Consider the following 23787-nt stretch of genomic DNA (forward strand, 5'->3'; position numbering starts at 1 on the left):
GAGGCAGGAGTGACGGCCGTAGCCCCCAAGCCGATCGCCACGCGCCCGTACCCCGCGCGCGAGTCGGTTAAGGGTTCGTACCTGCTGCGGTTGTTCCGCACGACGGACCACAAGCAGATCGGGATCATGTACCTGGTCACGTCGTTCGCCTTCTTCATGGCGGGCGGCGCGATGGCCATGCTGATCCGCACCGAGCTGGCGCGGCCCGGGCAGCAGTTCCTGTCGCAGGAGCAGTACAACCAGCTCTTCACCATGCACGGCACGGTGATGCTGCTGCTGTACGCGACCCCGATCCTCTTCGGCTTCGCGAACTTCGTGCTCCCGCTGCAGATCGGCTCGCCCGACGTCGCCTTCCCGCGGCTGAACGCGTTCTCGTACTGGCTGTACCTCTTCGGCGGCCTGATCGTGATCTCCGGCTTCCTGACCCCGGGTGGCGCCGCCGACTTCGGCTGGTTCGCCTACACCCCGCTGTCGGACGCCATCCACTCGCCGGGCGTCGGCGCGGACCTGTGGATCTCCGGCCTGGTGGTCTCCGGTCTCGGCACCATCCTCGGCGCGGTCAACATGGTCACCACGGTGGTCTGCCTGCGCGCGCCGGGCATGACGATGTACCGGATGCCGATCTTCACCTGGAACATCCTGGTCACCAGCATCCTGGTCCTGCTCGCCTTCCCGATCCTGACCGCGGCCCTGATGGGCCTGCTGGCGGACCGGCACCTCGGGGCGCACGTGTTCGACCCCGAAAACGGCGGCGTGATCCTCTGGCAGCACCTGTTCTGGTTCTTCGGCCATCCCGAGGTGTACATCGTCGCGCTGCCGTTCTTCGGCATCGTTTCGGAGATCTTCCCGGTGTTCAGCCGCAAGCCGCTGTTCGGCTACAAGAGCCTGGTCTGGGCGACGCTGGCCATCGCGGCCCTGTCGGTCGCGGTGTGGGCGCACCACATGTACGCCACCGGCGCCGTGCTGCTGCCGTTCTTCTCCTTCATGACGTTCCTGATCGCCGTCCCGACCGGCATCAAGTTCTTCAACTGGATCGGCACGATGTGGAAGGGCCAGCTGTCCTTCGAGACGCCGATGATCTTCTCGATGGGCTTCATCGTCACGTTCCTCTTCGGCGGTCTGACCGGCATCCTGCTGGCCGCGCCGGCGATCGACTTCCACGTGTCGGACAGCTACTTCGTCGTCGCGCACTTCCACTACGTGCTCTACGGAACGATCGTGTTCGCCACCTTCGCCGGCATCTACTTCTGGTTCCCGAAGATCACCGGCCGGATGATGGACGAGAAGCTCGGCAAGTGGCACTTCTGGACCACGTTCATCGGCTTCCACGGCACGTTCCTCGTCCAGCACTGGCTGGGCGCGGAGGGCATGCCCCGCCGGTACGCGGACTACCTGACCAGTGACGGCTTCACCACGCTGAACACGATCTCGACGATCGGCGCGTACATCCTCGGTGCCTCGACGCTGCCGTTCATCTGGAACGTCTTCAAGAGCTACCGGTACGGCGAGATCGTCACGGTGGACGACCCGTGGGGCTACGGCAACTCGCTCGAGTGGGCGACCTCCTGCCCGCCGCCGCGGCACAACTTCACCGAGCTGCCCCGGATCCGCTCCGAGCGGCCGGCGTTCGAGCTGCACTACCCGCACATGATCGAGCGCATCCACAAGGAAGGCGAGATCGGCTTCTTCGGGAAGCAGAAGGTCAACAGCCACGCGGCGCCGTCGCAGCTGCTCACCGAAGCGGTGATCCCGGGAGACCACTCCAAGGACAACGCGAGCGAGCAGGGCGATAAGTAGAACCTTATTCTGGTTAGGTCGGCGCTACGCACCGTAGGCGGTGCACCCACCGTGACGCTCGCGCCGACCGACGGCTGAATAAGGTTCTCCGGTACCTGAACGAGTGAGCGCGTGCCCGGCTGATGTGAAGCCGGGCACGCGCTCTACTTATGTCCGGCTCCGGACCGGCAGACTGGCCGGGCAGCGTTGCCGAACGAGGGATGACCAGTGACCCAGACCCCCGTCCTGATCACGACGACCGGCCCCGACAAGCCGGGTGTCTCGTCCGTGCTGTTCGCCGTGCTGACCCGGCACGACGTCGATGTGCTCGACGTCGAGCAGGTGGTCATCCGCGGGCAGCTCGTGCTCGGGGTACTCGCCGGGGTCTACCGCGACCCGGAGGGGCTACAGGAGACGGTCGAGCAGGCGATGGCGTCCGTCGGCATGCAGGTCGACGTCAAGATCGGCACGGCGATCGGCGAGGACCCGTTCGCGCTCGGCCGCCGCGACTCGACCCACGTCCTGGTGGTGCTGGGCCGCCCGGTGACCGCGCGGGGCTTCTCCGAGGTCGCCCGCCGGCTGGCCTCGCTGGGGGCCAACATCGACGCGATCCGCAGCGTCGCCGACTACCCGGTGACCGGGCTCGAGCTGTACGTCTCGGTCGACGAAGACACCGCCGGAGCCGACGCCGCGCTGCGTTCCGAGCTCGCCGACGCCGCTGTCCAAGCGGGGGTCGACATCGCCGTGGAGCGGGCGGGCATCATGCGCCGGGCGAAGCGGCTCGTCGTGTTCGACGTCGACTCGACCCTGATCCAGGGCGAAGTCATCGAGATGCTGGGCGCGCACGCCGGGGTCGAGCCGGAGATCCGCGAGATCACCGAAGCGGCCATGCGCGGCGAACTGAACTTCACCGAGTCGCTGGAACGGCGGGTCGCGCTGCTGGCCGGCCTGCCGGCGACGGCGATCGACCAGGTCGCCGCGTCGATCGAACTCACGCCGGGTGCTCGCACCACGATCCGGACGCTCAAGCGGATGGGCTTCCGCGCCGGCGTCGTCTCGGGCGGCTTCATGCAGGTCATCGAGGGCCTGGTCGACGAGCTCGGGCTCGACTTCGCGGTGGCGAACGAGCTCGAGATCGTGGACGGCAAGCTCACCGGGAAGGTCGTCGGCGACGTCGTCGACCGTGCCGGCAAGGCGAAGGTGCTTCGCCGCTTCGCCGCGGAGTACGACATCCCGCTCGAGCAGTGCGTCGCCGTCGGGGACGGCGCCAACGACATCGACATGCTGTCGGCCGCGGGCATGGGGGTCGCGTTCAACGCGAAGCCCGCGTTGCGCGAGGTGGCCGACGCCGCGCTGTCGCACCCGTACCTCGACGCCGTGTTGTTCATGCTCGGCCTCACCCGCGCCGAGGTCGAAGCGGCCGACGCCGCCGACGGGCTCGAGCTGATGCGTCCGTGAGCAGCGTTCTCGACCCCCTGGGCGCCCGCTACGCCTTCTGGCTGGGGCTTCCGGCCGAAGACACTTCGGACACCTCCGACGAGCTCCCGGAGGAAGTCCGCGCGATGCCGGTCATCCTGCGCATCGAACGGGCCGAGCCGCCGGGCCGCACGCCGCTGCTGGAGGCGGCGGCCGCGGCGGCGCTGGCGGTGTGCCTCGACGAGCGCGCGCAGCCCGGCGGCGAGTGGGCCGAGCCGATGCAAGCGTGGCTCGACAACCGGATCCGGAAGGTCGCACGGCGGGCGCGGGGCGCGCACTGGGCGGCCGTCCAGGACCTGCCGGGCGTCACCGTCGAGGTCGACGGCGCCGAGGCGCGGGCGCTCGTGCCGGGGCTGGTCACCGAGACCCCCAAGGAGGTCGCGCGGCTGCAGATCTCCGGCAGCGAACTGCCGGCGGACGAGCCGGGCCCGCCTCCGGAGGGCGTCCCGCTGCTGCTGCTCAACCCGCACGTGCCGATGACCGTCGGCAAGGGCGCCGCCCAGGTCGGCCACGCGACGATGATCCTGGCCGCGCTGCTGGACGACGCGGACCGAGCCGCCTGGGCCGCCCAGGGGTTCCGGGTCGCCGTGCGCACGGCGAGCCCGGCGCAGTGGAAGGAACTGCACCCGGGCGACGACCCGGAGGGCGCGTGGCGGCGCGACCGGGTGATCGCCGTGCGGGACGCCGGGTTCACCGAGGTCGACCCCGGCACGATCACGGTTCTCGCCCAGTGGGCGCCGGAACAAGCGGCCGGCTGAGCCGGTTGGAGCGGGCATGACACTGGAAGTGGAGCGCACCGGCGAGCACGCGTTCGTCGGGCGGAACGAGCGGGGTGCCGAGGTCCGGATCGGCCGCAAGGGCGCCGAAGGGGCGTTCTCGCCCGCCGAACTGCTGCAGATCGCGGCGGCGGGCTGCAGCGCGGTGACGGCCGAGGAGCTGATCACCCGGCGGATCGGCGAGGACGCGAAATTCCGCGTCGGTGTCTCAGCCGATCGGCGTGAAGGCGCTTCGGAACTGGACGCCGTGCACGTCGCGTTCGATGTCGACGTGTCGACTTTGTCGGCGGATCAGCGGGACGCCCTGGCCGGTGCCGTGGACCGTGCGATCGACCGGCTCTGCACGGTGAGCCGGACCCTCAAGAAGGGGATCCCGGTGACGGAGACCTTCCCGCAGGCCTAGTTCCGGCCGGATTCCCAGACGACGTAGGCCTGGTCGGCGTCGGTCGTCATGGCCTCGATGAACTTTTCGTTGTCGAAGCCCGGCAACGCCTGCAGGCGTTCGATGAGCGCGTCGGCCGCCGGGTCGCCGCTGGGGACTGCCGTTCCCTTGCCGTCGGTGCCCACCAGCATGAAGAAGACGTCCTCGTTCCACGGGCCGTCGGGGATGACCCGCACCATCACCGACGACAGGCCGGCCCACGTGACAGCTTCTTCGCTGCCGTCCGCGAGCCGCCGCCGCACGCCGGTGTCGTCGACGCTGACGGTCCGGGACTGGGCGCTGGACGAATCCTGGGTCAACCGGTGCTCCCTTGTTGCTTCGGTGGCTTCACCGTACCGGGCGCGGCTGTGGACCGCGTCACGCGGGCGCGGCTGCGTCCAGCCGGCGCAGCGCCTCCCGCACCACCTTCGGGTCCATCGTGGGCCAGAACGGCGGCAGCGACGCCCGCAGGAAGCCGCCGTACCGGGCGTTCGCCAGCCGCGAATCCAGCACCGCCACCACCCCGCGGTCGCTCACCGCCCGGTGCAGCCGCCCGGTGCCCTGCGCCAGCAGCAAAGCGGCGTGCGTGGCCGCCACCGTCAGGAACCCGTTGCCGCCGCGGGCTTCGACCGCGCGCTGGCGGGCCGAGGACACCGGGTCGTCCGGGCGCGGGAACGGGATCCGGTCGACCACCACCAGCTGCAGCGACGGCCCGGGCACGTCCACGCCCTGCCACAGCGAGAGCGTGCCGAACAGGCACGTGCGGACGTCCTCGGAGAACTTCTGGACCAGCAGTGAGGTCGCGTCGTCGCCCTGGCACAGGATCGGGAAGTCCAGCCGCTCGCGCATCTCCTCGGTGGCCTGCTTGGCCGCGCGCATCGACGAGAACAGCCCGAGCGTGCGGCCGCCCGCCGCCTCGATCAGCTCGGCCAGCTCGTCCATTGTGGACGAAGTCAGGCCGTCGCGGCCCGGCGGCGGCAGGTGCTTGGCCAGGTACAGGATGCCGTTGCGCCGGTGGTCGAACGGCGAGCCGACGTCCAAGCCGGTCCACTTCGGGCCCGACTCGTCCGACGGCGCTTCCTTCTCCGTCGCCGCGCCCGGTGCCTGCTCCACGCGGGCCGCGCCCGGCGGGAGACCCCATTGCCGCGCCATCGTGTCGAACGTGCCGCCCAGGGTCAGCGTCGCCGACGTCAGGATCGTCGTGTGCTGGTTGAACACGCGCTCGCGCAGCAGGCCGGCAACACCCAGCGGCGCCACCTTCAGCGCCGGCGGCCGCGGGTTCGACGAATACTTGTCGCCGGAGAGCCAGACGACGTCGCGCTGGTGCGCCTGGTCCTCGTCGAACGCCTCCAGCAGCCGGACCGCGGTGTCGTGCACCTCGTCGAGCAGCGACCGCGCCAGCTTCCGCGCGGTGGCCCCCTCGACGTCCTCCTTGCGATCGCTGCCCAGCGCCGTGATGCACGCGTGCGCGGCGTCGCGGACCGCCGGGATCGCGCCCTGCAACGGCCGCGGCAGCTCGTCCATCCGGCCCGCGGGCAGGTCGTCGACGATCAGCGCCAGCCCGTCACCCGCCTCCAGCAGGCGATCCGCGACGTCGGCGTCGATGAGCTTGCCGCAGCGGCGCGCGGCCGACGCGCACATCGCGCTGGTCAGCTCGCCGGTGGCGACCGAGGTGACCCGGTCGACCAGGTCGTGGGCCTCGTCGATGATCACCACGTCGTGGTCCGGCAGAACCTGGTAGCCCTGCAGCGCGTCGATCGCCAGCAGCGCGTGGTTGGTGACGATGACGTCGGCGCGGCCGGCCTCGGCGCGGGCGCGCTCGGCGAAGCAGTCCGTGCCGATCGGACAGCGCGAAGCGCCGAGACATTCCTTCGCCGTCACCGAAACCTGGCGCCACGCCTGGTCGGAGACGCCGGGGACGAGCTCGTCGCGATCGCCGGTTTCGGTGTCCGAGGCCCACTCCCGCAGCCGGGTGACCTCCTTGCCCAGCCGGGACACCGCGAACGGGTCGAAGAGCTGGGCGTCCTCCGGCTCGTCCGGCGCGCCGGAATCCAGCCGGTGCAGGCACATGTAGTTGCGGCGGCCCTTGAGGATGGCGAAGGTCGGCTCGCGGCCGAGCGGCTTCTTCAACGCCCTCGCCAGGCGCGGCAGGTCACGGTCGACGAGCTGGCGCTGCAGCGCGATCGTCGCCGTCGAGACCACGACCGTCGCTTCCTTCTCGACGGCGTGGCGGATAGCGGGCACGAGGTACGCCAGTGACTTGCCGGTGCCGGTGCCGGCCTGCACGGCCAGGTGCTCACCGGTGCGGATGGCGCGGCCGACGGCATCGGCCATCTGGACCTGCCCTGGGCGTTCGGCACCGCCGACGGACTCCACCGCGTGGGTGAGGAGTTCGAGGACGCCGGGGAAATCGGTTCGGGCGGGCACAGCGACACATTAGCCGCCACCACCGACAGAGATCGGTGCTCCGTCGCGAACGGGCCACTCGCGTCGCGGGACCTCCCGGGTGGGAGGCCCCGCGACGAGTGGTCACTCCTGCTCGCGGCCGGAGACCAGCTTCCAGGTCAGCGGCAGCAGGCCGGCGGCCACGACGATCTTGATCGCGTCCCCGGCCAGGAACGGCGTGACGCCCTTGGCGAACGCCGTCGACAGGTCGAAGCCGGTCGAGGCCATCAGCCACGGCACGCCGAACGCGTAGATGACCAGGTTGCCGAGCACCATGGTGCCCGCGGTGCGCACCGGCGTCCGGTCGCCGCCGCGGCCGGCGAGCGCGCCGACCAGGGCACCGGCGAAGACGAACCCGACGATGTAGCCGGCGCTCGCGCCGGACAGGCCCGCGGTGCCGTGCTGGAACCAGGGCACGCCCACGGCGCCGACCAGCAGGTACACCAGCATCGAAGCGGCGCCGCGCGACATGCCCAGCGACGCGCCGACGAGCAGCGCGGCGAACGTCTGGCCGGTCATCGGCACCGGGCTGCCCGGCACCGGGATCGTCAGCTGCGCGGCGGCGCCGGTGAGCACGGCACCGCCGGCGACCAGCGCGATGTCCCGCACGAGCGAGCCGGGCACGAGGTCGGCCAGCACGGGCCGCTTGCCGGCGAAGGACAGCGAAGACACGAAACCTCCCGAGGTGAACAGGCGACGCCCGAGGTTAACGCTCGTTACCGTCCCGTGGACCCGCCGAGTTGCGTTCCTCACCGGCCACTCGTCCGGGTGGACCCGATCAGGGCGGGCGCCGGACCGGCCGATGACGAAGGGCACAGCTGCGATCTGTCACGGGACCGAGGAGGCCGGAGCATGCGGAACGCCAGGAAGAGGACATATCGGTTGCTGGCGGTGACGACGCTGGTCGTTCCGCTCCTCGGCGCGGCGGCCCCCGTGACGTCCACCGGATGGGCGTCGTCCGGCTCGGTGGACGTGACGATCGACAACGAGCACGTCGTCACCGGTGAACTGGCGAAATGCACCGTCGACGGCCCGTACAAGGGCTGGACGCAGGGAGGTGCCACGGGCGACATCGCCGTGTTCGGGGCCGGGGACACCGGGTGCGGGCGGTCCGGCGAGGTGGCGATCGCCCAGGCGGCCGGGCGCCGCTTCAAGGCGACCGTGCTGAAGCGCTACGGCGGCCCGGAACTCACCGTCCGGACGTTCTCGGCGAAGTGCGCGACGACCGCCACCGGCAGCCTCGGCGAGGTGACGGTCGGCGCCGTCGAGGGCGTCACCGTGCCGGAGGAGATCCCGCCCAACTACCGGATCGTCATCCCCGGCGGGGCCGCCGGCACCGCGCTGGCGACGGTCGTGCTCAACGAGACCGTGACGCCCCAGCCACCGGACGGCAGCCTGGTGACGCACGCGGTGCACATCAAGCTGTTCCCGCAGGGCGGGCCGGCCGGCGGCGACCTCTACCTGGGCACGGCCGCCTGCGACCCCTTCGGGAAGTAGCCCAGGCGGGAAGCCGCCGCGACGAACTCGCCCGCGCGGGTGGCCAGGTCCGGCAGGCTGCCGCCGGAGGACAGCGCGTCACCCAGCAACGGCGTCGCCGCGGCGACCGCGATCGCGCCCGCCCGCAGGTAGCCCTCGACGTCGGCCAGGTGGACGCCGCCGGTCGGCACCAGGGGGACGTCCGGCAGCGGCGCCCGCACCGCGCGCAGGTACGCGACCCCGCCGACGGCCGCGACCGGGAACACCTTCACCGCGGCCGCGCCGAGCCGCCAGGCCTGGTCGATCTCCGTCGGCGTCAGCGCGCCGCAGATCACCGGGGTGTCCAGCGCCGCGGCGCGCTCGAGGACCGCGGGGTTGACCGTCGGCGTGATCAGGTACGCGGCACCGGCGTCGACCGCGACGTCCACATCGGACGGCTCGCGGACGCTGCCCGCACCGATCAGCGCGTCTTCGCCGAGCGCCAGCCGCAGCGCGGTGATGGCCGCGGGCGCGCCCGGCGTCGTCAGCGTCGCTTCGAGCAGGCGGACGCCCGCCGCGTGCAGCACCATCGCCGCGTCGGCGAACCGGGAAGCGTCCGAAGCACGCAGGATCGCGACGAGCCGGTGTTCCGCCAGCGCGGCCTGCAGGTCCTTCACGCGGCCGGGCCGACGGCGGCGGTGCCGGTGTAACTGACGCCCGCCTCGTCGAAGTCCTTCAGCGTCGCCTCGACCGTGGGCTGCGAGCCGCCGACGGTGAGGTCCAGCAGCACCCGCACGCCGAAGCCGGCCTTCTTCGCGTCGAGGGCCGTCGCCCGGACGCAGAAGTCCGTCGCGATGCCGACGACGTCGACGTCGGTTACGTCGTGCTCGCGCAGCCAGGCTTCGAGGGACTTCCCGTCGCGGGCCGCGCCTTCGAAGCCGGAGTACGCGGCGCTGTACTCGCCCTTGGAGAACACCTCGCCGATCGGGACGACGTCGAGCGCGGCGTGGAACGACGCGCCCGCGGTACCGGCGACGCAGTGCACCGGCCAGCTGTCCTTGAAGTCCGGCGTCTCGCTGAAGTGGTCGCCGGGGTCGATGTGGTTGTCGCGGGTGGCCACGACGTGGCTGTACCCGCCCTCGGCGGCCTGCTTGGAGATGGCGGCGGCCGCGGCGGCCCCGCCCGGCAGGCCGAGTGAGCCCCCTTCGCAGAAGTCGTTCTGCACGTCCACCACGATCAGCGCGGTCCCCATGGTCGAACTCCGTTCAGAGAAACAGCGTGGGAATTGCGGGCTCGCCGTGCGAGAGCTTGAGGCCCTCCCACGGCAGGCTGACCAGGCCGCGGCGCAGCCGCTGCCTCGCGTCGTCGAGCGTAGGCAGGTCCGGCTCCGGGCGGCCACCGCGGATCAGGGGGATCTGCAGCGGCCGGTCGTTCGCCTCGGGCTCGGGCGCGCTCGTACCGGACGCCCAGACGACTTCTTCGACCGCCGTGCCGGTGCCGCGGTGGCGCCGCAGCGCGGACTTGCGGCCGCCGCGGGACTCCTTGTGCGCGCTGCGCTTGGCGACCGGCTTGCCGTCCACTTCGACCAGCTTGTAGACCATGCCGGCGGTCGGTGCGCCGGAACCGGTCACGACCGAGGTGCCGACGCCGTACGCGTCCACCGGCTCCGCGCGCAGCGCCGCGATGGCGTGCTCGTCCAGGTCGCCGGACACCACGATCCGGGTGTCCTTGGCGCCCAGGGAGTCCAGCTGCTCGCGGGCGCGGCGGGCGAGCGGGCCGACGTCGCCGGAGTCGATCCGGATCGCGCCGAGCTCGGGGCCGGCCACGCGGACGGCCGTCTCGATGCCCGCGGTGATGTCGTAGGTGTCGACCAGCAGCGTGGTGTCCGCGCCCATCTTGTCCACCTGGGCGCGGAAGGCGGCTTCCTCGCTGTCGTGCAGCAGCATGAAGGCGTGCGCGACGGTGCCGCGGGTCGGGATGCCGTAGCGGCGCCCGGCTTCCAGGTTGGACGTCGTCGCGAACCCGGCCAGGTAGGCGGCGCGCGCGGCCGCGACGGCGGCGTACTCGTGCGTGCGGCGGCCGCCCATCTCGATGATCGGGCGGCCGTGCGCGGCGCCGGACATCCGGGCCGCCGCCGACGCGATGGCGCTGTCGTGGTTGAGGATCGACAGCACCAGCGTCTCCAGCAGCACGCATTCGCCGAACGAACCGGTGACCGTGAGGATCGGCGAGCCCGGGAAGTACAGCTCGCCCTCGGGATAGCCGTCGATGTCGCCGGAGAACTCGTAGTCGGCCAGCCAGGCGAGCGTCGCGTCGTCGACGACCGCGGTGGCCTCCAGCTGCGCCAGTTCGGCGTCGGTGAACCGGAAGTCCGCGATCGCGTCGAGCACCCGGGCGGTGCCCGCGACGACGCCGTAGCGCCGCCCGTCCGGCAGCCTCCTGGCGAAGACCTCGAACACGCAGGGCCGCTGTGCGGTCCCGTCGGCGAGCGCGCTGCCCAGCATGGTCAGCTCGTAGTGGTCGGTGAGCAGCGCAGTGCTGGCCGTGACCGGCTCCGGTGAACCCATGGGGTAAGCCTATTCACCCACATGGCCGGACCTGGCGCGGCGTACCCGGTGACCTCCGTGACACCATGGGGTGCATGTCCACGCCTGTCGCATCCGAACAGACGCAGGTCGAACCGGCCGGTGCCGAGGTCGCCGAGTCGGACACACCGTGGCGGACCGTGGTGTGGAACGACCCGGTCAACCTGATGTCGTACGTGACGTACGTCTTCCAGAAGCTGTTCGGCTACAGCCGGGACCACGCCACCAAGCTGATGCTGGACGTGCACCACAAGGGCAAGGCGATCGTCTCGTCCGGCAGCAAGGAGAAGGTGGAGACGGACGTGGCGAAACTCCACGCGGCGGGCCTCTGGGCCACCATGGAGCAGCCCTCGTGAACGGTTGGCGGCGCAAGGGCGCGGTGATCCACGCGGGGTTCGAGCAGCAGGAGGCGGCCGTGCTGCGCGGGCTGGTCAGCCAGCTCGAGGACATGCTCACCGCGCGGGCCGAAGAGGCGCCCCAGGACGAGCTCGCCGAGCTCACCGGCATCCGGACCGGGCCGACGGAGTCCCCGGACGACCCGGTGCTCTCACGGCTGCTCCCGGACTTCCACAAGCTCGACCCGGACAACCCGTCCCGCGAGGACATCGACTCGGTCGCGGCGATGCGCTCGCTGCACGAGCCGGAGCTGCTCGACATCAAGGTCGGCGTGGCCAAGATCGTGCTCGACACGCTGCCCCGCGACGGCGGCCACGTCCGGCTGACCGAGGAGCAGGCCGACGCCTGGCTGGGCGCGCTCAACGACGTCCGGCTGGCGCTCGGCACCGCGCTCGACGTCACCGAGGACATGCCGGACGAGCTGCCCGAGGACGACCCGCGGGCGCCGCACCTCGGCGTCTACCACTGGCTGACCTGGGTGCAGGAGACGCTGATCCAGGCGCTCACGGGATGATCACCGACGTGCCGGGTGTCCTGGTCGGGCACCACGAACGGGTCGGCGACGGCTGGGCCACCGGGACGACGGTGGTGCTGGTGCCCGAGGGCGCGGTGGGCGCGGTGGACCAGCGCGGCGGCGCGCCCGGCACGCGGGAGACGAACCTCCTGGAACCGGAGAACCTGGTCCAGCGGGTCAACGCGGTGTGCCTGTCGGGCGGCTCGGCGTACGGCCTCGCCGCGGCCGACGGCGTGATGCGGTGGCTTTCGGAGCGCAACCTGGGCTTTCCGGTGGGCGCGCAGCCGCACGAGGTGGTGCCGATCGTGCCCGCGGCCGTGCTGTTCGACCTGCCGCGGAGCGAGTGGGGCAACCGGCCCGATGCGTCCTTCGGCTACGCGGCCTGCTCGACGGCGTCTGCCGGTCCGGTGCCGCAGGGAACGGTCGGGGCGGGCGCGGGGGCGGCCGTCGGGTCGCTGAAGGGCGGGATCGGGTCGGCGAGCGAAGTCGTGGGCGAGTTCACGGTCGGGGCGCTGGCGGCGGTGAACGCGGCCGGCGAGGCGGTGGACCTGTCGACCGGCCGGGCGTACGCGGCCGACCACGGCGACTTCGGCGTGACGTGGCCTTCGCGTCCTGCCGACCTGCCGTCCCGGCGAACGGACCTCAACACGACGATCGGCGTGGTCGCGGTCGACGCGGCGCTGTCGAAGGCCGAAGCGCGGCGGCTCGCGGTCGCGGCGCAGGACGGGCTGGCGCGCGCGGTGCGGCCGGCGCACACGATGTTCGACGGCGACACGGTGTTCGCGCTGGCCACGGGGGCGCACGAGCTGCCGGGCGCGAGCGGCCCGTTCGGCGCGGCGGCCCGGCCGGCGGCGCTGGACGCCCTGTGCTCGGCGGCGGCGCAGGTGTTCGCGCGGGCGATGGTGCACGGGCTCCTGGCGGCGACCACGGCCGGTGGCGTGCCGGCCTACCGGGACGTCTGGCCGGAGGCCTTCGCCTGAAACGCCCTGGTGAGGGCTGTATCTCATCATCTGGACGAGACTTGTCCACCCCCTAAGATGGCGGTGTGCTCCGGATCCGCCGTGAACTCGTCGACGAGATCGTCGCCCACGCCCGTCGTGACCACCCCGACGAGGCGTGCGGGGTGATCGCCGGGCCCGAAGGCTCGGATTCCCCCGAGCGGTTCATCCCCATGCTGAACGCGGCCCGGTCACCGACGTTCTACGAGTTCGACTCCGGCGACCTGCTGAAGCTCTACCGCGAGATGGCCGCGAACGACGAGGTGCCGGTGGTCATCTACCACTCGCACACCGCGACCGAGGCCTACCCGTCGCGGACCGACGCGAACATCGCCGCCGAGCCGGACGCGCACTACGTGCTCGTCTCCACCCGCGACCCCGAAGTGCACGAGTTCCGGTCGTACCGGATCGTGGACGCCGAGATCACCGAGGAGCCGGTCGAGATCGTCGACTGAGCCCTCGGAATAAACCGCCGCGCCACCGGCGTCTGCGTGTAAGAACCCACCGGAGGTAAGAACCCATGGCCGTGACCGTCTCCATCCCGACGATCCTGCGCACCCACACCGGCGGCGAGAAGTCCGTCGAGGCGAAGGGCGCGACCGTCCTCGAGGTCATCGACGACGTCGAGGCCCGGCACGCCGGCATCAAGGCGCGCCTGGTCAAGGAGGAGAAGCTGCACCGCTTCATCAACGTCTACGTCAACGACGAGGACGTGCGCTTCGCCGGCGGGCTCGAGGCCGAGGTCAAGGACGGCGACACCCTGACCATCCTCCCCGCCGTGGCCGGTGGCTGATCGATGGCTCGCTTCGAGTCCCTGCTCGACGCGCTCGGCGGCACCCCGCTGGTCGGGCTGCCCCGGCTCTCCCCGACGCACGACGTGCGCCTGTGGGCGAAGCTGGAGGACCGCAACCCGACCGGCTCGATCAAGGACCGGCCCGCGCTGGCCATGATCGAAGCCGCCGAGCGTGAAGGCAAGCTCCGGCGCGGCTCCACGATCCTGGAACCGACCTCGGGCAACACCGGCATCTCGCTGGCCATGGCCGCCAAGCTCAAGGGCTACGGGCTGGTCTGCGTGATGCCGGAGAACACCTCCACCGAGCGCAAGCAGCTGCTGCAGGCCTACGGCGCGCGGATCGTCTTCTCGCCGGCCGCGGGCGGCTCGAACGAGGCCGTCCGGCGGGCGAAAGAACTGGCCGAGGCGAACCCGGACTGGGTGATGCTCTACCAGTACGGCAACCCGGCCAACGCCGACGCGCACTACCGCGGCACCGGCCCGGAGCTGCTCAAGGACCTGCCGACGCTGACGCACTTCGTCGGCGGCCTCGGCACGACCGGCACGCTGGTGGGCGTCGGGCGCTACCTGCACGAGGCCAAGCCGGACGTCCAGATCATCGCGGCCGAGCCGCGCTACGGCGAGCTGGTGTACGGCCTGCGCAACCTCGACGAGGGGTTCGTGCCGGAGCTGTACGACGCTTCGGTGCTCAACGGGCGCTACTCCGTGGGGGCGTACGACGCGTTGCGGCGCACCCGGGAGCTGCTGGAGCACGAAGGCATCTTCGCGGGCATCTCGACGGGCGCGGTGCTGCACGCGGCGCTGGCCGTGGCCGAGAAGGCCGCGGCCCGGGGCGAGCAGGCGGACGTCGCGTTCGTCGTCGCCGACGCCGGGTGGAAGTACCTGTCCACCGGGGCTTACGCCGGGTCGCTCGACGAGGCCGCCGAACGGCTCGACGGGCAGCTCTGGGCCTGAGTCACTCCCGCCGCCAGAGTTCGGGGAGGGCGAGGTCGACGCCGTCGGCCTCGGCCAGCCGCTCGAAGGTCGCCATCGTCGCGCCGAAGTCGTCGAAGAGCTTGGGCAGCAGCTTGAGCGGCTTGGACAGCGGGCGCCAGAAGGCGTCCCAGTGGATCGGGCGGACGACGCGGGCGCCGAGCGCGCCGACGGTCTCCCGCCAGTACCGCTCGCGCCACTCTTCGGTCTGCTTGCCGGCCGCTCCGGCGCCCAGGTAGACGGTGTCCGCCCGGTAGCCGGCCAGCGCGCCGGGCACGAAGTTCGCCGACGCGTGCACCAGCACGTTCCCGGCCGGGTGCGCGATGTGGAACGAGTAACACCGCCCGGTCTTGAACGCCTTCGCCCTGGCCGGCAGCCGGACCGGCTCGGTGATCTCGCCGGGCACCCGGTCGCCGGCGCTGTGGACGGCGCCGACCGGCGTCACGGTGAAGGCGCCGAACTCGACGGGCCTGCCCGGCACCAGTTCCGCGAACGGCTCCGCGGCCAGGCCGTACCCCTCCTGGACCTTCCGGGTCGACGGCGAGCCGGCGAGCGTGGCGCCGGTCAGCTCGGCGACGACCGGGGCGTCCAGCACGTGATCGACGTGAGAATGCGCGACCAGGACCGCATCCAGCGCCGTGACACCGAGGCGCCGCAGGGCCGCCTCGATCCGGGCGCGGTCCGGCGCCACGCGCGTCGCCATCCTCAGCAGGCACGGCCGCGAGAAGAAGCCGTCGACCAGGACGGCCGAGGTGCCGTCGGTGACCAGGACGTTCGCCACTCCGGCGAACGCCGTGCGCAGTGGGGGCATGCTGGACATCATGAAGGTCATCGGACTGCTCGGCGGGATGAGCTGGGAATCGTCGAGCGAGTACTACCGGCTCGTCAACGAACGGGTGAAGGCCCTCCTCGGCGGGTTCCACTCGGCGCACACCGTGCTCTACTCCGTCGACTTCGCCGCGATCGAGCGGATGCAGGCCGACGGCCGCTGGGACGACGCCGGTGCCGAGCTCAACCGGGCCGCCAAGGCCCTCGAAGCGGCCGGGGCCGACTTCGTGGTGCTCTGCACCAACACCATGCACAAGGTCGCCGACCGGCTCGAGGACGGCCTCGGCATCCCGCTGCTGCACCTCGCCGACGCGACCGCCGCGGCAGTCGAAGCCGCCGGCGTCCGCCGCGTCGGGCTGCTCGGGACCGGTTTCACCATGGGGCAGCCCTTCTACCGCGAGCGCCTCGCCGCGCACGGCCTCGACGTGCTTGTGCCGGCCGCCGAAGACCGCGACCTCGTGCACCGGATCATCTACGACGAACTGGTGCTCGGCGTCGTCGAAGACAGCTCGCGAGAGGCCTACCGCGGCGTGATCGCCCGGCTGGCCGACGCGGGCGCCGAGGGTGTCATCTACGGCTGCACCGAGATCGAGCTGCTCGTCGGCCCGGAGGACAGCCCGGTGCCGACGTTCCCCACGACCCGCCTGCACGCCGAAGCAGCGGTGGACTACGCGCTCGGCACCACCTCACTGCCCCGGCCGCCGGCGTGAGCCTCGTGCTGGGCGACGCACTGCCGCCACAGCCGCTCGCGCTCCTCCGCCGTGAACAGCGCCGCCGGGATGCCGAACACGTCACCCGCGGCCGCCCACCAGTCGCCGGGTGACTCGACCACCTCCTTGGCGCCGTGGCGGTCCAGGGTGAGCGCACGCAGGGTGTCGACACCCGCCTCGTCCCGCCGCTGCACCACGCACACCCGCACGAACCCGGACTCGGGTGCCGTCGACAGCCAGGCGTGCTTCTCCGCGAAGTCCGCCATCTCCGCGACGCCGGGCGCGAAGTCCATGCCGGTGAAGCTGCCCGACGGGTCGTGGTCGAACCGCCAGCCGCCCGGCGCCACCTCCGACGGCCGCAGCCGGTAGGTGTGCGGGCCCTGCACGTAGGTGCCTTCCCGGAGGGGGAGCGGCTCGTGCGGGCCGTCCCCGAGCCCCACGTCGACCAGCCACGCCGTTCCCGGGGCGTCCGGCAGCCCGGTGACGGTCAGCGCCAGGTGGTTGCGGCCGACGTTCGGCTCGTCCGCCGGGCTGCCCTGCACCCCGCCCAGGTGCCGGGTGACCTGGTAGCCGAGCGCCGCCAGCAGGGCCGAGAATGCCCCGTTCAGGTGATAGCAGTACCCGCCGCGGCCCCGCAGGATCCGCGCCAGCGACGCCGACGGCTCCAGCGGGGTGGGCCGCCCGAGCTGCACCTCCAGCGCCTCGTACGGCACGCGTTCGACGTGCGCCGCGTGCAGCCGCCGCAGCGCACCGAAGCTCGGCGGCTCGGGATCGAGGCCGAGCCGCGCGAGGTAACCGATGACGTCCATGCCCGACAAGCTAGCGGCGACCACCGACAAAACCGCGGGATCAGGGATTTCACCCGAGGTGAAGGGGCCGTGGCCGGACGTAGCCTCGAAGGCGTGAGCACTCTGCAACCCGCCCCGGAAACCGACGCCGCCAAGCGCGTGCTGCCGCCGAAACCGATGGCGGCCGCGATCGTCGCGCTGTCGTTCACCCTGCTCCTGTACCTGGTCGAGCTGGTCGACGTCATCCTTCCCGGTGACCTCGACCAGGGCGGCATCCACTCGCGATCGCTGTCCGGGCTGGACGGCGTGCTGTTCGCGCCGGTCCTGCACGCCGGCTGGTCGCACCTGTTCGCGAACACCGTGCCGGTGCTGCTGTTCTCGTTCCTCGCGATGGCGGCGGGCATCGGCCGGTTCGCGCTGGTCACGGCCATCATCTGGGTGGTCTCCGGGCTCGGCGTGTGGCTGATCGGGCCCACGGACGGCGTCACCGTCGGCGCGTCCGGCCTGGCCTTCGGCTGGCTCGCCTACCTGCTGGTCCGCGGCCTGTTCAACCGCGCGGCCGGGCAGATCCTGGTCGCCGTCGTCCTGCTCGGCGTGTGGAGCGGCATGCTGGCCGGGCTGCTGCCGGGCAACCCCGGCGTCTCCTGGCAGGGCCACGTGTTCGGCGCGCTGGCCGGCGTCCTCGCGGCGTGGCTGACCACCCGGCGGTCCCGCAAGGCCGCCCCGGGTAACCTCGAAGGGTGACGTCTCCGCCCGCTGATGCCCCGATCGGCGTGTTCGATTCCGGCGTCGGCGGGCTGACGGTCGCGAGGGCGATCCTCGAGCAGCTGCCCGCCGAGCAGCTCCGCTACGTCGGCGACACGGCGCACAACCCGTACGGCCCGCTCCCGATCGCCACCGCCCGCAGCTACGCCCTCGCGGCCCTCGACGAGCTGGTCGAAAGCGGCGTCAAGGCACTGGTGATCGCCTGCAACACGGCGTCCGCGGCCTGCCTTCGCGACGCCCGGGAGCGCTACGACGTCCCGGTGATCGAGGTCGTCCTGCCCGCCGCGCGCCGCGCCGTCGTGGCGACCCACACCGGCCGGGTGGGCGTGATCGGCACCGAGGGCACCGTGCGGTCGCGGGCCTACGAGGACGCCTTCGCCGCGGCGCCGGACATCACGCTGACCAGCGTCGCCTGCCCGCGGTTCGTCGACTTCGTCGAGCGCGGCATCACGACCGGGCGCCAGGTGCTCGGCCTGGCGCAGGGCTACCTGCAGCCGCTGCTCGACGCGCAGGTCGACACGCTCGTGCTCGGCTGCACGCACTACCCGCTGCTGCAGGGCGTGCTGCAGATCGTGATGGGCCAGGAAGTGACCCTGGTCTCGAGTGCCGACGAGACGGCGAAGGACCTGGTCCGCGTGCTCACCGAGGGGGAGCTGCTGACCACGCGGGACACCCCGCCGCGGCACGAGTTCCTCGCCACCGGCTCCGCTGAGCCGTTCACCCGGCTCGCCCAGCGGTTCATGGGATTCGCTCCGGGTGTCCTCGCTCCCACCACCGCGTGATCGCGGCGGTGGACGCTTAGGGTGTCGAAGTGCGACTGACCATCCTCGGGTGCTCCGGCAGCATCCCCGGGCCGAACGCCGCCGCGTCCGGTTACCTGGTCGAGGCCGAGGGCTTCCTGCTCGGCCTCGAACTCGGCAACGGCACGCTCGCGCAGCTGCAGGCCGTGGCCGACCCGTTCGACCTGGACGCGCTCGTGCTCACGCACCTGCACCCCGACCACTGCGCCGACGTCAGCGCGCTCACCGTCCTGCGGCGCTACCACCCGGCGCCGCCGTACCCGGCGCGGCCGCGGCTGTTGCCGCTGTACGCCCCGCCGGACGCGCCGGTCCGGCTGGCCAACGCGTACGCGCCCAACGAGACCGAGCGGGCCGTCACGGACCTCTCCGACGTCTACGACTTCCGGCCGCTGCGGCCCGAGCCGTTCCGGATCGGGCCGTTCGAGGTGGTCGCGGTCGAGGTCGACCACCCGACCCCGGCGTACGGCCTGCGCATCTCCTACGGCGGCCGGATCCTGGCGTTCACCGGCGACACCGGGCCGTGCGCGGCGCTGAACGAGCTCGCCGACGGCGTCGACCTGCTGCTCGCCGAGGCGTCCTGGACGGACTCGGCGGAGCGGCCGGCCGGGGTGCACCTGTCGGGCAAGCAGGCGGGTGAGCTGGCGCGCGACGCCGGTGTCGGGCGGCTGCTGCTGACGCACATCGCGCCGTGGACCGACGCCGGGGCGGTGCTGGCCGAGGCGTCGGCTGGGTTCCCCGGCGCGGAGGTCGTCAAGCAGGGTGCCGTCTACGACGTCTGACGGGGCGGTCATAGAGTGCACCTGTGGCTCGTAAAGATGGCAGGAACGACGACCAGCTCCGTGACATCAAGATCACCCGGGGGTTCCAGCAGTGGCCGGCGGGGTCGGTGCTGATCGAATTCGGCAACACGCGGGTGCTGTGCGCGGCGAGCGTCACCGAAGGGGTGCCGCGCTGGCGGGCCGGCTCCGGCCTCGGCTGGGTGACGGCGGAATACGCGATGCTGCCGTCCGCGACCAACACCCGGGGTGACCGCGAGTCGGTGAAGGGCCGGATCGGCGGCCGCACGCACGAGATCTCCCGGCTGATCGGCCGGTCGCTGCGGGCGTGCATCGACCTGGCGGCCCTGGGCGAGAACACGATCGTCATCGACTGCGACGTCATCCAGGCCGACGGCGGCACCCGCACGGCGGCGGTGACCGGCGGTTACGTGGCCCTGGCGGACGCGATCACCTGGCTGGGCGCGGCGAACCGGCTCAACGACCCGCAGCCGCTGTCGTCCTCGGTGGCGGCGGTCAGCGTGGGCGTGGTCGACGGCCGCGTCCGGCTGGACCTGCCGTACGAAGAGGACTCGCGCGCCGAGGTCGACATGAACGTGGTGGCCACCGACGCGGGCACGCTGATCGAGGTCCAGGGCACCGGCGAGGGCGCGACGTTCGCGAGGTCCACTTTGGACACGATGCTGGACATGGCGCTGGCGGGGTGCGCGGAGCTGACCCGCTTGCAGAACGAGGCGCTGGCCCTGCCGTACCCGGGCGAGCTGCCGGAGCCGCGCCCGGACAAGAAGAAGGGCTCGAAGTGACGAAGCTGCTGCTGGCCACGCGCAACGCGAAGAAGCTGGGTGAGCTGCGGCGGATCGTTGCCGCGGAAGGGCTTTCGGGCCTCGAAGTGATCGGTCTCGCCGACGTGCCTTCGTTCCCGGAGGCGCCGGAGACGGCACCGGACTTCGAGGGCAACGCCGTGGCGAAGGCGCGTGACGCTGTTGCGGCCACGGGGCTGCCTGCCATTGCGGACGACTCGGGGATCGCGGTCGACGCGCTGAACGGGATGCCCGGGGTGTTGTCGGCCCGGTGGTCCGGCAAGCACGGGGACGACGAGGCGAACCTGGACCTGGTGCTGGGGCAGCTTTCCGACGTGCCCGACGAGCGGCGCGGGGCGCAGTTCGTGTGCGTGGCGGCTTTGGTGCTGCCGTCGGGCGAGGAGACGGTCGTCCGCGGCGAGTGGCGGGGGACGCTCGTGCGCTCGCGGCGTGGGGTGAACGGGTTCGGGTACGACCCGATCTTCCGGCCTGATGGGGAGTCGCGGACGTCGGCGGAGATGGAGCCGGCCGAGAAGGACGCGGTTTCGCACCGGGGGCTGGCCTTGCGGGCACTGGTGCCGGCGCTGCGCGAGCTGGCTTAGAGGAGTTCGACGCCGGGGCCGAGTTCTTCGGCGCCGATGAGTTCGGTGTCGTCGACCTTGATGGTCAAGGCCAGCTCCGCCAGCGGACTGACATCGACCGGCCTGTTCAGCGAAGCGAACGAGAGGTTACGAAGCTGGGGAAGAGCGAGCTCGCGCAGGCCGGTGACCTCCAGACCGTAGAGGTGCAGATCCCGCACGTGGGGAAAGCACCGGATGATGGTTTCGCCGGTGAGCTCGACATCCTGGTCGTGGAAGAGGTAGACCTGCTCGGGGCCGGGAACCGGTGCCGAGGCGGCGAGTGCCTCCTGCGGAAGCTGCCCCAGACTGACGAACCGCAGATCGTCCAGTGCTGCCAGGGGATCGAGGGTCTCGACCTGCCGCAGGTTGTTGAGGGTGATCCTCTTCAGGCCGGACAGTTCGCCGAACACTTCGAGGGTGCCGACCGGCACGCTCCGGAAAAGCGCCAAACTCACCAGTTCCTTGAGGCTCTTCAGGTGGTGTTCACCGGTGTACTGGAAAGCCGAATACAGAGAAAAGGTCGCGAGTTCCGGGTGACTGCTCAGGGGAGCCAGATCGACGGTCGCATCGCCCTGGAGATCGCATTCGAGCCGGCTGAGCCGAGGCAGGCCGTCGAGTGCGTTCAGATCGGCGAGCGGCTCCGTCCGTGGCAGGAACACGGTCAGTTCGGTCAAGGCCTTCAGATGCCGCACCAGCGGAAGTAAGCGTGCGGCCCGGACCGTGATCGCGCCGTCGGCCAAAGGTGAGTCGGCCAGCACCTCCGCGGCATAGCGTTCGGGATCGAAGTACTGCCAGGTCTCGGCCAGTTGTTCCTGCACTGCCTTGCGTGGGTCCTGGGCGTAGTTGCGCAGGACCTTCAGCGCATCCTCTCCCGCGGTCAGCGCTGCCGCTCGAACCGACGCAGCCGCTACCGCGTCCGAAAGACCATCCAGACTCTCCGGCAGGTAGCGCAAGACGCGATGCCCGATCGACGCCAGCGACCGCGTCTCCCGCAGACTTCGCGGTGGCACCAGCTTGTCCTGGATCACCGCTTCGATCCGGGCCAGGACTTCCGGGGAAGCGTTGCTCACCGTCTCCAGGCACGCTGCCGCGAGCAGGCGCAGGTGCCTGGCGTGGCGGGGTTCCGCGTCCGCCCGGTCCAGGATCCCGCTCAGCAAAGTCCCGGCCTGGTGGTGCTTCGCGTGGCCGCACGCCATCACGAACGTCTCCCACCACGTGTCCAGGTGGGCCCGGTCGATCAACGTCTCCAGGTGGTCCTGTTCCGTGGCCTCGTTGGCCGCCAGGCACTCCTGGAACGTCCGGTGCACGAAATCCACGCGGTCTCGCACCGGCTCGCGCAACACCCCACTGCGCTCCAAAAGGTGGTCCAGAACCTCGGCCGGTGTGTGATCGACGTGCGGCAACGAGGGCAGCCGGCGCGAGACGTGCGAGAGGACTCGCTCCTTGGGCAGCTCCACCTTCGACGCCAGCGACAGCCGCCATGCCAGGTCTCCCAGCAGGATCTGCTTCTGTGCTTCCGTCAGGATCACGTCGATGCGGCGCTCGGCGTCGCGCAGGTGCAACAGCATCGACAACGCCTTGCGGTACAGGTCCATCCGGTCCCGCGGCAGCTCCGACCGGTGCGCCAGGTTCAACGCGCACAACATCGCGCACAACAGGGGGCTCGCGGCCAGAGTACGCAGGTGCGGCCGGGAATCGAGCTGGTTGAGCAGCCGTCGCTGGACCGCTGCCAGGTCCGTGTCCGGGCGGACCGTCCCGCCCGCCGCGGCCGCGTTGTGCCAGCGGGCCACCAGTGCCTCGATGTCCTCCGCGCCCATCGGCTCCAGCAGGACGCAGCCGAAACCCTCGTGAGCCAGCCAGCGGTGGTCGGCCGCCGCCGTGCGGGACGTCACCACGATCACCGTGTCCGGGAACGCCGAAGACAGCTTGCGCAGCCACGATTTCACCTCGCGGCGATGGCCGGTGCCCACCTCGTCGACGCCGTCGACCAGGACCATCGCGCGGCCGCTGTCCAGCACGCGACGGGCCCAGCCGTCCGGCGGGGCCAGCATCGGCGCGATGTGCGCGAGGAATTCCTCAGGCCGCGGCAACGGCTCGGCGGCGAAACTCCGCAGCCGGATCGGGAACGGGACTCGGCCGTTCCAGCCCTCGAGCTTGCCGGTGAAGCCGGCGCGCGCCGCCGTCACCGCCAGCCAGTCCAGCAGCGTCGTCTTGCCCGATCCGGCTTCGCCGCGGACCAGCACGTGCGTGACACCGCTCAGCGCCGTCTCCACGCGCACGTTCGCGCTGCCCGTGCGGTTCTGCCGCTTCTCGAACCACAGCTCGTCCATGCGCCGCTCGGCCCGGCGGGGTTCGCCCTCGGGGGAGACGCTCAGGCTCAGGTAAGCGACCGTCAACGGCAAAGCCGGCTGGTCGTCCATCGTCAGGCCGAGCAGTTCGAGCCGGTCGAGGTCGCGGGCGAGCTGCCGGCGGTACGCCGCTTCGAACTCGGCGTCGCGGTCGGTGCCGTCGGGTGCCGCGAGGCTGGTTTTCGGCACCCGGGCCAGCAGCTCTTCCAGCTGGTCGCTCTGGCGGCTCAGCCTGCCGAGGACGTCGGCGAGCGCTCGTGGCTGGAACGACGGCAGGTGGCGGACCACCTGCACAAGGTGCCTGCACGCCTGGTCCAGCGCCAGTTCGTACAGCGCGGCCGCCTGGGGCGCCAGAAGCCGCTCGCGCGGGAGGTTGCCGCGGATCTTCCTGGCCAGCTGCTCCGGATCCGCGTCCGCCGCCAGCAACGCCTCGTCGGACAGATCGGCCTTGCCCAGTGCATCCGCCACGGCGACGAAAGCCGCTTCGATCTCGTGCGGTGGCAGCGTCGAAAAACGATCCGCGAGGACCGGCTCCAGCTGTTCGGCCACCTGCATTCCGATGTGCTGGACGAGGTTCTCCAGCTTCGCCCGCTCCAGCGGCCCCTTCAGCTCGCCCGCCGCCAGGTCGACCAGATCGGCCGACCGCGCGACGCCGGCCTTCCGCCGCTGCAGCCACGACTTCGCCGCGGCCGAGGCGATCTGGCCGCCCAGTTTCAGCGCGGGCCCCTCCAGGCTCGTCACGGCG

General features: G+C 71.6%; 26 protein-coding genes. 17 read left to right on the forward strand and 9 right to left on the reverse strand.

Translation table 11 applies throughout. The annotated features are described in order from the left end of the window. The first annotated feature begins 9 nt into the window (after positions 1-9). The 4 genes from ctaD (at position 10) to H5965_RS00525 (ending at position 4431) form a co-directional block, all read left to right on the forward strand. Positions 10-1797, forward strand: a complete 1788-nt coding sequence (gene ctaD, locus H5965_RS00510) for a cytochrome c oxidase subunit I (protein ID WP_310967084.1) — start codon at positions 10-12, stop codon at positions 1795-1797. Between the two features lie 207 nt (positions 1798-2004). Then, a complete protein-coding gene (gene serB, locus H5965_RS00515) occupies positions 2005-3234 on the forward strand; it encodes a phosphoserine phosphatase SerB (RefSeq protein WP_310967085.1) in 1230 nt (409 codons plus the stop codon). Then, positions 3231-4010 carry a peptidyl-tRNA hydrolase gene (locus H5965_RS00520; RefSeq protein ID WP_310967086.1) on the forward strand — a complete coding sequence of 260 codons (780 nt, stop codon included), beginning with the start codon at positions 3231-3233 and terminating at the stop codon, positions 4008-4010. Before serB ends, H5965_RS00520 begins: the two co-directional genes overlap by 4 nt. A 16-nt stretch (positions 4011-4026) precedes the next feature. Continuing rightward, positions 4027-4431 (forward strand): OsmC family protein, encoded by a 405-nt coding sequence (locus H5965_RS00525; RefSeq protein WP_310967087.1) that lies wholly within the window; start codon positions 4027-4029, stop codon positions 4429-4431. On the opposite strand, the gene H5965_RS00530 is transcribed toward H5965_RS00525, so the two are convergent. The 3 genes from H5965_RS00530 to H5965_RS00540 all read right to left on the reverse strand — a co-directional run bounded on the left by H5965_RS00530 (position 4428) and on the right by H5965_RS00540 (position 7566). Then, on the reverse strand, positions 4428-4769 hold the full coding sequence (locus H5965_RS00530; RefSeq protein ID WP_310967088.1) for a hypothetical protein: 342 nt from the start codon (positions 4767-4769) through the stop codon (positions 4428-4430). The two genes, H5965_RS00525 and H5965_RS00530, sit on opposite strands and share 4 nt — an antisense overlap. A gap of 58 nt (positions 4770-4827) precedes the next feature. Then, positions 4828-6876: an ATP-dependent DNA helicase gene (locus H5965_RS00535; RefSeq protein ID WP_310967089.1), complete on the reverse strand. Its 2049-nt coding sequence runs from the start codon at positions 6874-6876 to the stop codon at positions 4828-4830. 102 nt (positions 6877-6978) lie between these two features. Beyond that, complete coding sequence (locus H5965_RS00540; protein ID WP_310967090.1) at positions 6979-7566, reverse strand: biotin transporter BioY; 588 nt, start codon at positions 7564-7566, stop codon at positions 6979-6981. A 210-nt stretch (positions 7567-7776) separates the two neighbouring features. Here H5965_RS00540 and H5965_RS00545 point away from each other — a divergent pair, with 210 nt between their 5' ends. Then, complete coding sequence (locus H5965_RS00545; protein ID WP_310968455.1) at positions 7777-8391, forward strand: choice-of-anchor P family protein; 615 nt, start codon at positions 7777-7779, stop codon at positions 8389-8391. On the opposite strand, the gene H5965_RS00550 is transcribed toward H5965_RS00545, so the two are convergent. Genes H5965_RS00550 through H5965_RS00560 form a run of 3 tightly spaced genes read right to left on the reverse strand, consistent with a single transcriptional unit; the run spans position 8352 to position 10916 of the window. After that, positions 8352-9026, reverse strand: coding sequence for a bifunctional 4-hydroxy-2-oxoglutarate aldolase/2-dehydro-3-deoxy-phosphogluconate aldolase (locus tag H5965_RS00550; RefSeq protein WP_310967091.1), 675 nt, complete (start codon positions 9024-9026; stop codon positions 8352-8354). The genes H5965_RS00545 and H5965_RS00550 overlap by 40 nt on opposite strands. Next, entirely contained in the window at positions 9023-9601 is a 579-nt protein-coding gene (locus H5965_RS00555) for an isochorismatase family protein (protein ID WP_310967092.1), read from the reverse strand. The genes H5965_RS00550 and H5965_RS00555 overlap by 4 nt, the downstream gene beginning before the upstream one ends. 13 nt (positions 9602-9614) lie before the next feature. Further along, the gene (locus H5965_RS00560; protein WP_310967093.1) at positions 9615-10916 is read right to left on the reverse strand and encodes a nicotinate phosphoribosyltransferase; all 1302 of its coding nucleotides are present in this window, start codon (positions 10914-10916) and stop codon (positions 9615-9617) included. A 74-nt stretch (positions 10917-10990) separates the two neighbouring features. On the opposite strand from H5965_RS00560, the gene clpS reads away from it, so the two are divergent. The 6 genes from clpS to H5965_RS00590 all read left to right on the forward strand — a co-directional run bounded on the left by clpS (position 10991) and on the right by H5965_RS00590 (position 14589). Beyond that, positions 10991-11290 (forward strand): ATP-dependent Clp protease adapter ClpS, encoded by a 300-nt coding sequence (gene clpS / locus H5965_RS00565; protein ID WP_004560461.1) that lies wholly within the window; start codon positions 10991-10993, stop codon positions 11288-11290. Next, positions 11287-11844, forward strand: a complete 558-nt coding sequence (locus H5965_RS00570) for a DUF2017 domain-containing protein (RefSeq protein WP_043776746.1) — start codon at positions 11287-11289, stop codon at positions 11842-11844. The genes clpS and H5965_RS00570 overlap by 4 nt, the downstream gene beginning before the upstream one ends. Then, positions 11841-12824, forward strand: a complete 984-nt coding sequence (locus H5965_RS00575) for a P1 family peptidase (RefSeq protein ID WP_310967094.1) — start codon at positions 11841-11843, stop codon at positions 12822-12824. The genes H5965_RS00570 and H5965_RS00575 overlap by 4 nt, the downstream gene beginning before the upstream one ends. 65 nt (positions 12825-12889) lie before the next feature. Continuing rightward, positions 12890-13297 (forward strand): Mov34/MPN/PAD-1 family protein, encoded by a 408-nt coding sequence (locus H5965_RS00580; protein WP_043776741.1) that lies wholly within the window; start codon positions 12890-12892, stop codon positions 13295-13297. A gap of 65 nt (positions 13298-13362) precedes the next feature. Continuing rightward, positions 13363-13635 (forward strand): MoaD/ThiS family protein, encoded by a 273-nt coding sequence (locus tag H5965_RS00585; protein WP_004559268.1) that lies wholly within the window; start codon positions 13363-13365, stop codon positions 13633-13635. 3 nt (positions 13636-13638) lie between these two features. After that, a complete protein-coding gene (locus tag H5965_RS00590) occupies positions 13639-14589 on the forward strand; it encodes a PLP-dependent cysteine synthase family protein (protein ID WP_176175261.1) in 951 nt (316 codons plus the stop codon). A 1-nt stretch (position 14590) separates the two neighbouring features. Here H5965_RS00590 and H5965_RS00595 read toward each other — a convergent pair whose 3' ends face one another. After that, positions 14591-15418: an MBL fold metallo-hydrolase gene (locus H5965_RS00595; protein ID WP_310967095.1), complete on the reverse strand. Its 828-nt coding sequence runs from the start codon at positions 15416-15418 to the stop codon at positions 14591-14593. 10 nt (positions 15419-15428) lie between these two features. Here H5965_RS00595 and H5965_RS00600 point away from each other — a divergent pair, with 10 nt between their 5' ends. Then, positions 15429-16145 carry an aspartate/glutamate racemase family protein gene (locus H5965_RS00600; RefSeq protein ID WP_310967096.1) on the forward strand — a complete coding sequence of 239 codons (717 nt, stop codon included), beginning with the start codon at positions 15429-15431 and terminating at the stop codon, positions 16143-16145. Here the strand turns inward: H5965_RS00600 and H5965_RS00605 are convergent. After that, positions 16103-16954: an arylamine N-acetyltransferase gene (locus H5965_RS00605; RefSeq protein ID WP_396136848.1), complete on the reverse strand. Its 852-nt coding sequence runs from the start codon at positions 16952-16954 to the stop codon at positions 16103-16105. The two genes, H5965_RS00600 and H5965_RS00605, sit on opposite strands and share 43 nt — an antisense overlap. A 93-nt stretch (positions 16955-17047) precedes the next feature. On the opposite strand from H5965_RS00605, the gene H5965_RS00610 reads away from it, so the two are divergent. The 5 genes from H5965_RS00610 to rdgB are packed head-to-tail and all read left to right on the forward strand — an operon-like array spanning position 17048 to position 20676. After that, positions 17048-17677 (forward strand): rhomboid family intramembrane serine protease, encoded by a 630-nt coding sequence (locus H5965_RS00610; protein ID WP_310967097.1) that lies wholly within the window; start codon positions 17048-17050, stop codon positions 17675-17677. Then, positions 17674-18480 (forward strand): glutamate racemase, encoded by an 807-nt coding sequence (gene murI, locus H5965_RS00615; RefSeq protein WP_310967098.1) that lies wholly within the window; start codon positions 17674-17676, stop codon positions 18478-18480. Before H5965_RS00610 ends, murI begins: the two co-directional genes overlap by 4 nt. A gap of 29 nt (positions 18481-18509) precedes the next feature. Then, positions 18510-19277, forward strand: a complete 768-nt coding sequence (locus tag H5965_RS00620; RefSeq protein ID WP_310967099.1) for an MBL fold metallo-hydrolase — start codon at positions 18510-18512, stop codon at positions 19275-19277. Between the two features lie 23 nt (positions 19278-19300). After that, positions 19301-20077, forward strand: a complete 777-nt coding sequence (rph, locus tag H5965_RS00625; RefSeq protein ID WP_093948149.1) for a ribonuclease PH — start codon at positions 19301-19303, stop codon at positions 20075-20077. After that, complete coding sequence (rdgB, locus tag H5965_RS00630; protein WP_310967100.1) at positions 20074-20676, forward strand: RdgB/HAM1 family non-canonical purine NTP pyrophosphatase; 603 nt, start codon at positions 20074-20076, stop codon at positions 20674-20676. Before rph ends, rdgB begins: the two co-directional genes overlap by 4 nt. On the opposite strand, the gene H5965_RS00635 is transcribed toward rdgB, so the two are convergent. After that, positions 20673-23783, reverse strand: coding sequence for an NACHT domain-containing protein (locus H5965_RS00635; protein ID WP_310967101.1), 3111 nt, complete (start codon positions 23781-23783; stop codon positions 20673-20675). The genes rdgB and H5965_RS00635 overlap by 4 nt on opposite strands. Between the last annotated feature and the right edge of the window lie 4 nt (positions 23784-23787).

The sequence above is a fragment of the Amycolatopsis sp. 505 genome (genome assembly GCF_031625235.1).
In the GTDB taxonomy this organism is placed as follows: Bacteria; Actinomycetota; Actinomycetes; order Mycobacteriales; family Pseudonocardiaceae; genus Amycolatopsis.

Bases quoted from the DNA above. Each gene is read 5' to 3' on its own strand.
- H5965_RS00575 (WP_310967094.1), top strand. From the start codon at position 11,841: ATGATCACCGACGTGCCGGGTGTCCTGGTCGGGCACCACGAACGGGTC.
- H5965_RS00555 (WP_310967092.1), bottom strand. From the start codon at position 9,601: ATGGGGACCGCGCTGATCGTGGTGGACGTGCAGAACGACTTCTGCGAA.
- clpS (WP_004560461.1), top strand. From the start codon at position 10,991: ATGTCCACGCCTGTCGCATCCGAACAGACGCAGGTCGAACCGGCCGGT.
- H5965_RS00595 (WP_310967095.1), bottom strand. From the start codon at position 15,418: ATGCCCCCACTGCGCACGGCGTTCGCCGGAGTGGCGAACGTCCTGGTC.
- H5965_RS00605 (WP_396136848.1), bottom strand. From the start codon at position 16,954: ATGGACGTCATCGGTTACCTCGCGCGGCTCGGCCTCGATCCCGAGCCG.
- H5965_RS00560 (WP_310967093.1), bottom strand. From the start codon at position 10,916: ATGGGTTCACCGGAGCCGGTCACGGCCAGCACTGCGCTGCTCACCGAC.
- H5965_RS00590 (WP_176175261.1), top strand. From the start codon at position 13,639: ATGGCTCGCTTCGAGTCCCTGCTCGACGCGCTCGGCGGCACCCCGCTG.
- H5965_RS00600 (WP_310967096.1), top strand. From the start codon at position 15,429: ATGAAGGTCATCGGACTGCTCGGCGGGATGAGCTGGGAATCGTCGAGC.
- H5965_RS00525 (WP_310967087.1), top strand. From the start codon at position 4,027: ATGACACTGGAAGTGGAGCGCACCGGCGAGCACGCGTTCGTCGGGCGG.
- H5965_RS00585 (WP_004559268.1), top strand. From the start codon at position 13,363: ATGGCCGTGACCGTCTCCATCCCGACGATCCTGCGCACCCACACCGGC.